Origin of the sequence: Salipiger marinus (genome assembly GCF_900100085.1) — a bacterium.
In the GTDB taxonomy this organism is placed as follows: domain Bacteria; phylum Pseudomonadota; class Alphaproteobacteria; order Rhodobacterales; family Rhodobacteraceae; genus Salipiger; species Salipiger marinus.
Genome location: NZ_FNEJ01000008.1, coordinates 1 through 13,694, shown reverse-complemented (window position 1 = coordinate 13,694; position 13,694 = coordinate 1). Strand labels below are relative to the sequence as shown.

The 13,694-nt window shown below is 68.4% G+C and carries 11 protein-coding genes; 9 read left to right on the top strand and 2 right to left on the bottom strand.

The window, feature by feature from the left end:
* Positions 1 to 85: 85 nt before the first annotated feature.
* A complete protein-coding gene (gene ilvC, locus BLR51_RS10415) occupies positions 86 to 1,108 on the top strand; it encodes a ketol-acid reductoisomerase (protein WP_089846625.1) in 1,023 nt (340 codons plus the stop codon).
* Positions 1,109 to 1,180: 72 nt separating this feature from the next.
* On the opposite strand, the gene BLR51_RS27720 is transcribed toward ilvC, so the two are convergent.
* Entirely contained in the window at positions 1,181 to 1,345 is a 165-nt protein-coding gene (locus BLR51_RS27720; protein ID WP_165616799.1) for a hypothetical protein, read from the bottom strand.
* Positions 1,346 to 1,538: 193 nt separating this feature from the next.
* Positions 1,539 to 3,353, bottom strand: coding sequence for a serine protease (locus BLR51_RS10410; protein ID WP_089846622.1), 1,815 nt, complete (start codon positions 3,351 to 3,353; stop codon positions 1,539 to 1,541).
* Positions 3,354 to 3,516: 163 nt separating this feature from the next.
* Here BLR51_RS10410 and BLR51_RS10405 point away from each other — a divergent pair, with 163 nt between their 5' ends.
* The 8 genes from BLR51_RS10405 to BLR51_RS10370 all read left to right on the top strand — a co-directional run.
* A complete protein-coding gene (locus tag BLR51_RS10405) occupies positions 3,517 to 4,464 on the top strand; it encodes a glycine--tRNA ligase subunit alpha (protein WP_089846620.1) in 948 nt (315 codons plus the stop codon).
* The gene (locus tag BLR51_RS10400) at positions 4,461 to 4,976 is read left to right on the top strand and encodes a DUF6446 family protein (protein ID WP_089846618.1); all 516 of its coding nucleotides are present in this window, start codon (positions 4,461 to 4,463) and stop codon (positions 4,974 to 4,976) included. Before BLR51_RS10405 ends, BLR51_RS10400 begins: the two co-directional genes overlap by 4 nt.
* Before the next feature lie 69 nt (positions 4,977 to 5,045).
* The gene (gene glyS / locus BLR51_RS10395; RefSeq protein WP_089846616.1) at positions 5,046 to 7,316 is read left to right on the top strand and encodes a glycine--tRNA ligase subunit beta; all 2,271 of its coding nucleotides are present in this window, start codon (positions 5,046 to 5,048) and stop codon (positions 7,314 to 7,316) included.
* Between the two features lie 114 nt (positions 7,317 to 7,430).
* Positions 7,431 to 9,998 carry a putative PEP-binding protein gene (locus BLR51_RS10390; protein ID WP_089846614.1) on the top strand — a complete coding sequence of 856 codons (2,568 nt, stop codon included), beginning with the start codon at positions 7,431 to 7,433 and terminating at the stop codon, positions 9,996 to 9,998.
* Positions 9,999 to 10,160: 162 nt separating this feature from the next.
* Positions 10,161 to 10,796, top strand: coding sequence for a cell wall hydrolase (locus BLR51_RS10385; protein ID WP_165616798.1), 636 nt, complete (start codon positions 10,161 to 10,163; stop codon positions 10,794 to 10,796).
* 93 nt (positions 10,797 to 10,889) lie between these two features.
* Entirely contained in the window at positions 10,890 to 11,822 is a 933-nt protein-coding gene (locus tag BLR51_RS10380; RefSeq protein WP_089846610.1) for a dihydroneopterin aldolase, read from the top strand.
* A 52-nt stretch (positions 11,823 to 11,874) separates the two neighbouring features.
* A complete protein-coding gene (folP, locus tag BLR51_RS10375) occupies positions 11,875 to 12,882 on the top strand; it encodes a dihydropteroate synthase (protein ID WP_089846608.1) in 1,008 nt (335 codons plus the stop codon).
* Positions 12,879 to 13,694, top strand: an 816-nt coding sequence (locus BLR51_RS10370; protein ID WP_511229354.1) for a phosphohexomutase domain-containing protein, incomplete at its 3' end; no start/stop codon positions are given. The genes folP and BLR51_RS10370, both read left to right, overlap by 4 nt.

The window sequence follows — 13,694 nt, the reverse complement described above, 5'->3', positions numbered from 1 at the left end:
AATCAGGGAAATCCGCAAGAAGAACGCAATCGATCTCGCGCCGCGCTGGCTATGGTGCCCGCCACAACACCGGAAGGAGAGACACATGCGCGTTTATTATGACCGCGATTGCGACATCAACCTGATCAAGGACAAGAAAGTGGCGATCCTTGGCTATGGCAGCCAGGGCCACGCCCATGCGCTGAACCTGCGCGATTCGGGCGCCCGCAACCTCGTGGTCGCGCTGCGCGAAGGCTCCGCCTCCGCCAAGAAGGCAGAAGCCGAAGGCCTGCAGGTCATGGGCATCGCCGAAGCCGCCGCTTGGTGCGACCTGATCATGTTCACCATGCCCGACGAACTTCAGGCCGAGACCTACAAGAAATACGTGCATGACAACCTGCGCGAAGGCGCGGCCATCGCGTTCGCCCATGGCCTGAACGTGCATTTCGGCCTGATCGAGCCGAAGCCCGGCGTCGACGTCATCATGATGGCGCCCAAGGGCCCCGGCCACACCGTGCGCGGCGAATACACCAAAGGCGGCGGCGTGCCCTGCCTTGTGGCCGTGAACAACGACGCCTCGGGCCGCGCGCTGGAAATCGGCCTGTCCTACTGCTCCGCCATCGGCGGCGGCCGCTCCGGCATCATCGAGACCAACTTCCGCGAAGAATGCGAAACCGATCTCTTCGGCGAACAGGCCGTGCTCTGCGGCGGTCTGGTGGAGCTGATCCGCATGGGCTTCGAGACGCTGGTCGAAGCTGGCTACGCGCCCGAAATGGCCTATTTCGAGTGCCTGCACGAAGTGAAGCTGATCGTGGACCTGATCTACGAAGGCGGCATCGCCAACATGAACTACTCGATCTCGAACACCGCGGAATACGGCGAATACGTCTCCGGCCCGCGCATCCTGCCCTATGACGAAACCAAGGCCCGGATGAAAGCCGTTCTGACCGACATCCAGTCGGGCAAGTTCGTGCGCGACTTCATGCTGGAAAACGCCGTGGGCCAGCCGTCGTTCAAGGCGACCCGCCGCATCAACGACGAGCATCAGATCGAAGCGACCGGCGAAAAGCTGCGCGGCATGATGCCGTGGATCTCTGCCGGCAAGATGGTCGACAAGTCGAAGAACTGATCCGCCTGCTGCGGACAGACCAAAGGCGCGGGAATCCCCCGCGCCTTTTTCATGGGCCGCAGGCCCTGCGCCTCACTCGGATTTGCGGGCCTCGGCTGCCGCCTTCATCCGCGCCAGCAGCTCTTCCTTGCTGGCCTTGCCGCCGCGCGCATCCTTGCCCTCGGGCTTGTCCGCCCCCGGCTTGAAGCGCGGCGCATTCTTGGCGGGCTTGCCCGCCCCGGTCTTTCCATAATCCATCTGTCGCTCCTTCGCGCCCGAACCTGCGCTCTCCCCTGCCGCAATTGCGGGTCTGGGGCAAGCGGCAGCACGCGCGCGAGCCTATCACATCTCCGGCTTCTTCTTGGCGAAAATATCCTGGGGGTGAGGGCCGCCCGCGGCCCGAGGGGGCAAAGCCCCCTCAGACTATGATCCGGGGGCAAAACCCCCGGGCTCAGTCCCAGCAGCCGACCATCACCGTCATGGCGCGGGCCACGTCGGTCAGGTCTTCGGGGGCGATCACGCCCTCGCCCGCGCTTTCGCTGCCCCGGATCCCGGCGCTGCGCAGGAAGGCCAGCAGCGCCTCGGCATCGGTGGCAAAGGCCACCTCTTCGGGCAGCTGCCGCGCCGCATCGCCGCGCGGCATCAGCAGGCCCAGCACGGCGCCGCCCGCATCCAGCACCGGCCCGCCCGCATCCCCGGCAGAGGCGGACAGATCAAGCCGCGCCAGCCGCTCCTCGCCGCCAAGCCCCTGCGTTTCCGCCAGCGCGCCGAAGGTCAGCGTGGGCGCGCTCAGCACCCCGCCGAAAGGATAACCCGCCACCGCCACTTCGGAGCGCAGCCGCGGCAGGCTGGCGCGCAGCCGCGCCACGCCGCGCGGGGCCAGCGCCGCGTCGGGGCGCAGCAGCGCCACGCCCAGTGCGTCGTCCTGCTGGACCACCCGCGCCACATGGCCGCCATCCAGCGTGACGCGCCCGCAGCCCGACACCGCCGCGGCAGAGGTCAGCACCGCGCCCTGCCCGTCCACGAAGAACCCCGCCGCCACGTCGCGCGGGCGCCGCACCGGCAGGCCCGAGACCAGATCCAGCGCCTGCCCGTCATCGCTGACCTGCGCCGGATCAAGCACGCCGGACAGCCGCTCGAAGCTTGCCTGCATCCGGCCAAGGATCCGGGCGCGGCGCTCCTCGTCGCCTGCGGGCCAGACCAGCGTCCAGCCCTTGATCTGGCCGTCCTGCAGGCCAACCTCGGTATGGCTGGTGATGCGGCTGTTGGCGCCGGTCAGCACGAAGCCGTCATTGCGCCGCGACCGCTCGCCGGTCAGCGGCACGATCTCCAGCGTCTGCATGATCTCGTAAAGGCCCCACAGCGTGTCGCGGTCGCCCGGCTCGCTGATCAGCAGCACCTGCGCACCCTCGACGCCGCCTGACCCAAAGATCACGAAGGGCGACTCGACCCGGTCGCGCGCCACGGCGCCCATGGGCAGGTCGATGGCGATGCCCGCGCGGTCGTCGCGCACCGGCGTCATGTCCATGCCCTCCAGCACGGCGTTATACTGGCCCAGCAGCCGCTCACGCTGGCGCGTTGTCAGCACGCCCGTCACCTCCAGCCCGTTTGCGCGCTGCCAGTCGGCCATGGCGCCGCGGGTGCCCTGCCCGAAGGCACCGTCGATGGCCGCCGCGTAATGCCCCGACCATTCTAGCGCCACCTGCAGCATCCGGCGGTCTTCGCCGGTCAGGCCCGCCTCGCTGCGGCGGGCCTCGGCGGGGGTTTCGGGATCAAACAGCGGATCCACCTCTGCCGCCTCGGGCGCCTCTGCCGCCTGAGGTGCCTCGGGCAGCGCCGCGGTCTCGCCCAGCGGGGCGGAGGTGACCGGCACCTGCGTCACGCTCTGCGCCACCGGCGGCTCGGTGCCAGAGGTGCCGGAGGACGACCCGAGGCCCGCCCCCACCGGCCAGAACTGCCGCCCGTATTCGCTCTCTCCGGCAAGGTAGGAATCGCCCGGCACCCGGCCCTGCTGGCGCAGGCCACGCAGCAGATCCGCCGCCTCGGACGGCTCATAGGGGCCAAGTGCTATGCCATACCAGCCGCCGCCAAGGACAAACCCGTTCACATCCGGCAGCGCCGAGGCATAGCCCCGCAGGCTGGTTTCGGCTTCGCTCAGGCTCGGCTGCGCCTCGATCTGGATATAGACGCGCGCGCGCTCCTGCGCGGCAGCCCCCTGCGCCAGCACCAATGCCAGCACACCTGCCTTCAGAATGGATCGTAACATACCAGGACTTGCCCCTCAGGCCTCGAATTTCTTTGTTTTGTTCACCGATCTGTTTACCAGACCGACCCGGGGCGTCACCTCAAAAAAGGGTCAGACGGGCGCATTGACCCTTGACGCGCAGCCGCTTAAGCAGACAGCCGACCGCAAGACGGGAGCCCCGGACATGACCCAGACCGCCAAGCCGCGCAGTTTTCAGGAAATCCTCCTGCGACTTCAGACCTATTGGGCGGGCAAAGGCTGCGCCGTGCTGCAGCCCTATGACATGGAGGTGGGCGCGGGCACCTTTCACCCCGCCACCACGCTGCGGGCGCTGGGATCGCGCGCATGGGCTGCCGCCTATGTGCAGCCCTCACGCCGCCCCACCGACGGGCGCTATGGCGAAAACCCCAACCGCCTGCAGCATTACTACCAGTTTCAGGTGCTGATCAAACCGAGCCCGCCGGATCTGCAGGCGCTCTATCTGGGCTCGCTCGAGGCCATCGGCATCGACCTTGCCCTGCATGACGTGCGCTTTGTCGAGGATGACTGGGAAAGCCCGACGCTGGGCGCATGGGGGCTGGGCTGGGAGGTCTGGTGCGACGGCATGGAAGTGTCGCAGTTCACCTATTTCCAGCAGGTCGGCGGGCATGACTGCACGCCCGTGTCGGGCGAGCTGACCTATGGTCTGGAACGGCTGGCCATGTATGTGCTGGGCGTGGATCACGTCATGGACATGCCCTTCAACGACCCGCAGTCGCCCATCGCGCTGCGCTATGGCGACGTGTTCCGCCAGACCGAACAGGAATATTCGCGCTGGAATTTCGATCAGGCCGACACCGCGATGCTGCTGGCGCATTTCGAGGATGCCGAGGCCGAATGCGCCCGCATCCTTGACGCGCCCGCCACCGATCCCAAGACCGGGCGCCGCATCGTCATGGCGCATCCCGCCTATGACCAGTGCATCAAGGCCAGCCACCTGTTCAACCTGCTTGACGCGCGCGGCGTGATCTCCGTCACCGAACGGCAGGCCTATATCGGGCGGGTGCGGGCGCTGGCCAAACGCTGCGCCGATGCCTTCGTCACCACCGAAGCGGGCGGCTGGACCGCCGATGCCGCGGACATGCCCGCATGACCGGCAAGATCCTCGGGCTTGGCATCCTTGGCGCGGCGCTGATCTTTGGCGCCGTGGTCTGGTATGCGCAGGTCTATTACTATTACGTCGACATCCCCGCCGAAGAGGCGCAGGTGGCGCTGACACCGCTGGACGGGGGCGCGCCCGAACCCATCGCCACCACCGGGTTTGACGGCATCGACGCCTCCTCCTCGCCGATCCGCTACCGCGCCTGTTTCGACACCGACCTGACGCTCTCCGAGCTTGACGCGCGCTATGAGGGTTACGAGGGCGCCGCCCCCCGCAACGCGCCGTTCTGGTTCACCTGTTTCGACAGCGACAGCATCGGCGAACAGATCGCCGACGGGCGCGCCCGCGTCTTCACCGGGCAGCGCAACATCGAATTCGGCATCGACCGCGTGGTGGCCATCACCGAAGATGGCCGCGGCTATGTCTGGGAAGAAGTCAACGACTGCGGCGACAAGGCCTATGACGGCACCCCGCTGGGCGAGGACTGCCCCCCGCGCGACTGACCCTGCAAACGCTGGACCTCCGCCCTCTGCGGCGGTATCCCGGCCAACGACCTCTGATCTGGTGACCCCATGCCCGACCTGCTGATCGAACTCTTCTCCGAGGAAATCCCCGCCCGCATGCAGCGGCGCGCCGCCGAGGATCTGAAGGCGCTGGTGACGGACGGTCTGGTAGAGGCCGGTCTGACCTATGCCGGGGCCGCCGCCTTTTCCACGCCGCGCCGCCTGACGCTGGCCATCGAGGGGCTGCTGGCCGCCTCCCCCGCCACGCGCGAGGAACGCCGCGGACCCAAGGCCGACGCGCCGGAAAAGGCCATCGAGGGCTTCCTGCGCGGCGCCGGTGTCACGCGCGAGCAATGCGAGATCCGCGAGGACAAGAAGGGCGCCGTGCTGTTCGCGCTGATCGAAAAGCCCGGCCGCCCCGCGCCCGAGATCGTGGCCGAGGTGCTGGAGCGGGTGATCCGCAGCTTCCCTTGGCCCAAATCCATGCGCTGGGGCGCGGGATCGCTGCGCTGGGTCCGTCCGCTGCACCGCATCCTCTGCGTGCTGACCACCGAAGCGGGCGCCGAGGTGGTGCCGCTGACCGTGGACGGCATCGAGGCGGGCAATGTCACCGAAGGCCACCGCTTCATGGGCGGCGCGCCCTTCACTGTCAGCAGCTTCGAGGATTACGAGGCCAAGCTGAAACGCGCCTTCGTGATCCTGAACCCCGAGGAACGCGCCGAGGCGATCTGGCATGACGCCACCAACCGCGCCTTCGCCTCCGGGCTGGAGGTGGTCGAGGATCGCGGCCTGCTGGCCGAGGTGGCAGGGCTGGTGGAATGGCCCGTGGTGCTGATGGGAGAGATTGGCGCCGATTTCCTGCACCTGCCGCCCGAGGTGCTGCAGACTTCGATGAAAGAGCATCAGAAGTTCTTTTCGGTGAAAAACCCCGCCACCGGGCGGATCGAACGCTTCGTCACCGTGGCCAATATCGAAACCGCCGATCACGGCGCCACCATCCTTGCCGGCAACCGCAAGGTGCTGGCGGCGCGGCTGTCGGATGCGCGGTTCTTCTGGGACAACGACCTGCGCGTGGCGCGCGGGCCGGGGCTGGCCGCATGGACCGACCGGCTGGACAACGTGACCTTCCACAACAAGCTTGGCAGCCAGAAGGCGCGGATCGACCGCATCGCGGCGCTGGCGCGCGAGATCGCCCCCATGGTCGGCGCCGATGCCGATCTGGCAGAGACGGCGGCACGGGTCGCCAAGGCGGATCTCTCCTCCGAGATGGTCTATGAATTCCCCGAACTGCAGGGGCTGATGGGCCGATACTATGCCGAGGCCGCAGGCCTGCCGACCGAGGTCGCCGCCGCCGCACAGGAGCATTACTCGCCGCTTGGCCCCTCCGACAGCGTGCCCACCGCCCCGGTTTCCGTCGCCGTGGCGCTGGCCGACAAGCTCGACACGCTCACCGGCTTCTGGGCCATCGACGAAAAACCTACCGGCTCCAAAGACCCCTACGCCCTCCGCCGCGCCGCCCTTGGCGTGATCCGGCTGGTGCTGGCGAATGGGCTGCGGCTGCCGCTGAGCTCGAAAGTGGAATCGTCTATCATAGTCCTCTATAGGAACCTCGCCGAACAAAAACGTTTTTGGGCGAAGTATATTGAGACCGATTCTGACCAAGGTAATTCGGGTGGTTTGAACTGGGATCAAAGCTACGTTCAAGGAAACTTTCAGCTGTCCATGTTAAAAGAGCCTTGGAGCGAAGGCGATATTACGGAAAAGACTGCCCAAGAAAATGTCTTAGGAACTCTTTCTGTTCCAGAAACTTGCGCGGCCGACCTCCTCGCCTTCTTCCACGACCGGCTCAAGGTCCATCTGAAGGACGAGGGCATCCGCCATGACGTGATCGACGCCTGCCTTGCCATGCCGGGCAGCGATGATCTGGCGCTGGTGGTGGCGCGGGCGCGGGCGCTGCAGGGGTTCATGGGATCCGAGGATGGCACCAACCTCGTGCAGGGCTTCAAGCGGGCCAACAACATCCTCACTCAGGCCGAGGAGAAGGACGGGGTCGAATACAGCTTCGGCGCCGATCTCAAGTTCACCGAGACCGAGGAAGAGCGCGCGCTGTTCGCCGCCCTCGACGCCGCAGAGGCGCGGATCGCCCCTGCCATGGCCGCCGAGGATTTTGCCGCCGCCATGTCCGCCATGGCCAGCCTGCGCGCGCCGATCGATGCGTTTTTCACGGCGGTGCAGGTCAATGCCGACAACCAGATCGTGCGGCGCAACCGGCTGAACCTGCTGGCCCGGATCCGCAAGATCTGCCTGCAGGTGGCCGATCTGACCCGGCTGGAAGGCTGAGGCCGCAGGGCCCCTTGCCTTTGTGAGCGTTAACGCCACCTTGACCGCGCAAAGGTGATATTGCGCGGACCCTTTTCCGGGTTATGCTGCACTGCGGAAGAACAGGGGGCACCCATGCCCGATACGCACCGACCCGACATGCTGGCGGATGACCCGCATGTGACGCTCATCACCCCCTCGGCGCCGATCTCGACGCCGACCCATGGCGGGCGGGCAAAATGCCTGCAGCGGCTGGTGCGGCTTGACCTGCCGGTGCCGCGCACTGTCGCGCTCAGCTTTCAGACGGTGCACCGCATCGCCAAGGGCCAGATGCCCGACGTGGCCGCGATCCTGCACCAGTTCCGCCCGGGCGCGCTGCTCTGCGTCCGGCCCTCGTCGGAGGATCCGGACTGGGGCGGGCCGGGTTCGGTGCTGAACATCGGCATGAATGACGCGGCCTTTGTCGAATTTTCCGACCGGATCGGCGCCGATGCCGCCTCCGCGCTCTATATGCGCTTCGTCATGGGTTATGCGATCCATGTGGCGCGGCTTGATCCGGACGTGTTCGACGACATCGCCACCACCGGGCAGCAGGGCCTGTCCGACGCGCTGCGCGCCTATGAGGAAGAGGCCGAGGAGCCGTTTCCGCAGGATCCCGCCCGGCAGCTGGCCGAGGTGCTGCGCACCATGGCCCGCGCGTGGGAAGGCACCACCGCGCGGCTGCTGCGTCAGGCCAAGGGCGCGCCGGTCGATGCGGGGCTGGGGCTGGTGGTGCAGGAAATGGCGCTGGGTCTGGGTCAGGGCGAATGCGGCTCTGGCGTGCTGCAGCTGGTGGATTCCGAAACCGGCCTGCCGCAGATCACCGGGCGCTATCTGAGCCAGAGTCAGGGGCGCGAGGCGCTGAAACACGGCCAGTCGCTGTATCTGGAGCGGGATCCGCGCGGCCCCTCGATGGAAGAACTGGCGCCCGAGGCGTTCGAGCAGCTGAAAGCCCATGCCCGGCTGACGCGGCAGCGGCTGCGCGCCGAAATGCAGATCGAATTCACGCTGGAAAACGGGCGCCTGCACATTCTGGACGGGGTGCGGGTGAAACGCACCTCGCGCGCGGCGCTGCGCATCGCGGTGCAATTGGCCGAGGATGGCGTGATCTCGCGGCAGGAGGCGGTGATGCGGGTCGAACCGCGTGGCCTGTCCGAACTGCTGCACCGCCAGATCGCGCCCGACGCGCAGCGCGACGTGATCGGGCGCGGCGTCGCCGCCTCCCCCGGGGCTGCCACTGGCAGGATCGTGTTCTCCTCCTCCGAGGCGCAGGCGGCGGCGGCGCGGGGCGAGCCGTGCATTCTGGTGCGCCGCGAAACCTCGCCCGAGGATGTGCGCGGCATGCATGCCGCCGCCGCCGTGCTGACCGAACGCGGCGGCGTCACCAGCCACGCGGCGGTGATCGGGCGCGGGCTGGGCCTGCCCTGCGTGGTGGGGGCGGCGCGCATGGGCTTTCGCCTGTCGGACCGGGTGCTGCTGTCCGAGGACGGGCGGCGCTTTCGCGAGGGCGACATCCTGACCGTCGACGGCACCTCTGGGCAGGTGCTGGCAGGTGCGCCGCAGATGGTGGAGGCGGCGCTGGACGACGCCTTCCAGACGCTGATGTCCTGGGCCGATGCCGAGCGCGACATCGGCATCCGCGCCAATGCCGACACCCCCGCCGATGCCGCCACCGCCCGGAATTTTGCGGCGCAGGGCATCGGGCTCTGCCGCACCGAACACATGTTCTTCGAGGCGGAGCGCATCACCCCCATGCGCGAGATGATCTTCGCCGACAGCCCCGAAGACCGGAAAACCGCGCTGGCCCGGCTGCTGCCGATGCAGCGCGCCGATTTCACCGAACTGTTCCGCATCATGGAAGGCATGCCGGTCTGCATCCGGCTGTTCGATCCGCCGCTGCATGAATTCCTGCCCACCGACCGCGCCGGGCTGCGCGATCTGGCCGAAGCGCTGGATCTGCCCGTCTCCGACGTGACGCGGCGGGTGGAAAGCATGGGCGAATACAACCCCATGCTGGGCATGCGCGGCGTCCGGCTGGGCATCGCCATCCCCGAGATTTACGACATGCAGGCCCGCGCCATCTTCGAGGCGACGCTGGATGCCTCCAAGGACGGCGCGCCCGTGGTGCCGGAGATCATGCTGCCGCTCGTCTCGGCCATGCGCGAGGTGGAACTGGTGCGCACCCGCATCGACGCCGTGGCGGCAGCGGTGCGCAACGAGCGCGGGCGCGAATTCGAATATTCGCTGGGGGTGATGGTGGAAACGCCCCGCGCCTGCCTGCGCGCCGACGAGATCGCGCAGCACGCGCATTTCATGTCCTTCGGCACCAATGACCTGACGCAGATGACCTATGGCCTGTCGCGCGACGATGCCGGGCGGTTCATGTCGCATTACGTCCAGCAGGGCGTCTTCCCCGAAGATCCGTTCCACCGGCTGGATGCCGATGGTGTCGGAGAGCTGATCCGCATCGGGGTCGAACGCGGGCGGCGCGGCAATGGCGGCATCATGCTGTCCATCTGCGGCGAGCATGGCGGCGATCCCGAATCGATCGCCTTCTGCCGCGAGGCGGGAATCGACTATGTCAGCTGCTCGCCGTTCCGGGTGCCGGTCGCCCGGCTGGCTGCGGCGCAGCTGGCAATCCGGGACAAGCTCGGCACAACCTGACGCTGAGTAGCGGCGTGAATCCGCCGATTCTGGCTGTATTTGGCCTGTTGTGCGCCCATGCACCGTTTGCCTTCGGGTGGACGGGATGACGACAGTTTTGTAAAAGCGCCCGAGATTTTGGCAGTTCACGGCTGCCAACCCCCACATGCGAGAGACCCGAGAATGCTACGAGCTATTGCCGCAGCCTTGGCGGTGTTTTGTGCCGCCACCCCCCCGGCTTTTGCCGAACGCCCTCAGGCCAGCATGGGCCGCCTGCTGGAGCTGGAACAGCGCAGCCTCGCTGCCCGCTCCGACCGGATGCAGCACCTTGTCACCAAGGCCTCCGCCACGGGCGCCCATGGCCTGTCCTATGATGCCGGCTGGCTGGCCAGCCAGCCTCGCGCCAGCGGCGGCGCGCAGCTGCACTGTCTGGCAGAGGCGCTGTATTTCGAAGCGCGCGGCGAGACGCTGAAGGGCCAGTTCGCGGTGGCCGAGGTCATCATGAACCGCGTCGACAGCCCGCGCTTTCCCTCCACCGTCTGCGCCGTGGTCAAGCAGGGCACAGGGCGCAAACATGCATGCCAGTTCAGCTATACCTGCGACGGCCAACCTGAGCAGATCCACGAACCCGCCGCGTGGGACCGGGTCTCCAAGGTGGCGCAGGCGGTGCTGTCCGGCGCGCCGCGCGCCCTGACCAAAGGCGCCACCTTCTACCACACCACCGCCGTCCGGCCGAGCTGGTCGCGCGCCTTCACCCGGACCGCCGAAATCGGCGAGCATCTGTTCTACCGCGCCGCCGTGCGCGTCAGCAGCAACTAGGCGCCGCTTTTGCGGGCAAAGGTGCCGCGGGCGGTCTCGCCCCGGCCTCTGCGGGCTGCTAGAAGGCCGCAAAGCCCAGCCCCGGAGCCGCCCATGGCCGATGAAATCCGCCTTGCCTTTGCCCATCCTGCGGAACGCGCCATCGCCACCGCGGACGAGGCGCCCCGCGACCGCATCTCGCTGCGCGACCATGTGGTCGAGGTCGAGATCGGCGCGTTTCAGGCCGAACGTGGCCACACCCAGCGCGTGCGCTTCAACATCGTGGTGGAGGTGCGGTCTGGCACCGGCCCGCTGGAAGACGATGTCGACCGCATCCTGTCCTATGACAAGGTGACCGAGGCCATCGCGCTGGAACTGGCCGCCGAACGGGTCAACCTGCTGGAAACGCTGGCCGAACGCATCGCCGAACGCATCCTGCTGGAACCGCAGGCCATGCGCGCCTTCGTGCGGATCGAAAAGCTGGACCGGGGCCCCGGCGCGCTGGGGGTGGAGATCGTGCGCGCCGCCCCCGAAGCGCGCCGCGCGGGCGAGGCGGCGGATGCCGCCCGCGCCCGCCCGCATCCGCGCGTGGTCTACCTGTCCAATGCCGCGATCGACGATGCCGCCCTCCCGCGCTGGATCGACGAGGCCAAGGCCGATGGCGCGCCGCTGGTGCTCTGCGTCGACCTGCCCGACGGGCCGCGCCCGCAGGCCGGGCACCCGCTGGCGCAGCGCCGCGTCGACCTGCTGGCCATCGAACAGAACGGCTGGCGGCTCGCGGCGCGCGATCCCCGCGCCAAGGTGGTGGCCACCCGCACCGAACTGGACTGGGCGATGCGCAACGGCCAGATCAGCCTCTGGGCGCCGTCCAAGATCGTGCTCGACACGCCGCAGGGCAGCCGCGCCCATCCCGAGGCGCCGCTGGATCTGGCGGCATGGTTCGCGGGCCTGATGGAGGCACGCGAACTGGTGGTGATCGGCGAAACCCTGCCCGCCGACGCGCCGGTGCCCGCCCGCGCTGTAACAGTCGGAAACACCGCGCGCTAGGCGCCCCCGGCCCCCGCTTGCCAAGCGGCGCGCGCTGCGGCACAGCACGGCCATGACCAAACGCTACCGCCCGCTTGTCCGCAGCGACGCCCCCCGCCCCGAGGACGCCCAGCCTCTGGCCGCAGGGCCGCGCTGGTTCACCCATTGCGCCCTGCACCAGCCCGGCCAGCCGCCGCAGCGCGTGCCCGCCCGCGACCTGCCGCCCGAGGTGCTGGCCCGGCTCACCGCGCCGCGCCCGGCGCTGGCGGGGCTCAGCCTTGATGTGCCGCGGATCATGGGCATCCTCAACGTCACCCCCGACAGCTTTTCCGATGGCGGGCTTGATGCCTCCGCCACCGAGGCCGCGGCCCGGGGCCGCGCGCTTCTGGCCGCGGGCGCCGATCTGCTGGATATCGGCGCCGAAAGCACCCGCCCCGGCGCCGCCGAAGTGCCGCAGGCCGAAGAACTGGCCCGCCTGCTGCCGGTGCTGGAGGCGCTGCCCGGCGCGCCCGTCTCGGTCGACACCCGCAAGGCCGCTGTGGCCCGCGCCGCCGCCCGCGCGGGCGCCGCGCTGATCAACGATGTCTCGGGCCTGTGCTTCGATCCCGACATGGCGCGCAGCGTGGCGGAACTGGGCCTGCCCGTCTGCATCATGCACAGCCGGGGCACGCCCGAGACCATGCGCGAGCTGACCGGCTACGAGGACGTGCTGCTGGAGGTCTATGAGTTTCTGGAGACCCAGCTTGCCATGCTGGAAAACCTCGGCCTGCCGCGCGGTCAGGTGCTGGTCGATCCCGGCATCGGCTTTGCCAAGACCGAGGCGCAGAACCTCGCGCTGCTGCGGGGGCTGTCGATCTTCCACGGGCTGGGCTGCGGGCTGCTGGTGGGGGTGTCGCGCAAGGGCTTCGTGGGGCGCATCGGCGGCGCGCCCCGCCCCGCCGACCGCGCGCCCGGGTCCCTTGCGCTGGCGCTGGCCGCCGTGGCGCAGGGGGCGCAGGTGATCCGCGTACATGACGTTGCAGAGACCCGTCAGGCGCTCGCGCTGTGGCAGGCTGTCGAACATGAAGGAGAAAAGCCGTGACTCGCAAGCTCTTCGGGACAGACGGGGTGCGCGGCACCGCCAATGCCCATCCCATGACCGCCCAGATGGCGCTGGCCATCGGCGCCGCGGCGGGCCGCTATTTCCGCCGCGAATCCGGCGGCACGCACCGGGTGGTGATCGGCAAGGACACCCGCCTGTCGGGCTACATGTTCGAAACCGCGCTGACGGCGGGCCTGACCTCCACCGGCATGAGCGTGCTGCTGCTAGGTCCGGTGCCCACCCCGGCGGTGGGGCTGCTGACCCCGTCGATGCGGGCCGATGTGGGGATCATGATCTCCGCCTCGCACAATCCTGCCCATGACAACGGCATCAAGTTCTTCGGCCCCGACGGGTTCAAGCTGTCCGACGAGGCCGAAACCGAGATCGAGGCGCTGATCGAGGCCGGGGTGCAGCCCGCGCAGGCTGGCAATATCGGCCGCGCCCGCCGCATCGACGACGGCCGCTTCCGCTATCAGGAACGGGTGAAATCCAGCTTTCCGCAAGGCATGCGGCTGGACGGCATGAAGGTGGTGATCGACTGCGCCAATGGCGCCGCCTATCGCGCCGCCCCCGAGGTGCTGTGGGAACTGGGCGCCGAGGTGGTGCCGGTGGGCACCACGCCCAACGGGCTCAACATCAACGACAATTGCGGCTCCACCCGCCCGCAGGCCGCCGCCGAGGCGGTGCTGGCCCATGGCGCGGATGTGGGCATCTGCCTTGACGGCGATGCCGACCGGGTGATCCTCATCGACGAGACCGGCGCCGTGGCCGATGGCGACCAGCTCATGGCGCTGATGGCCGCCCGCTGGGCC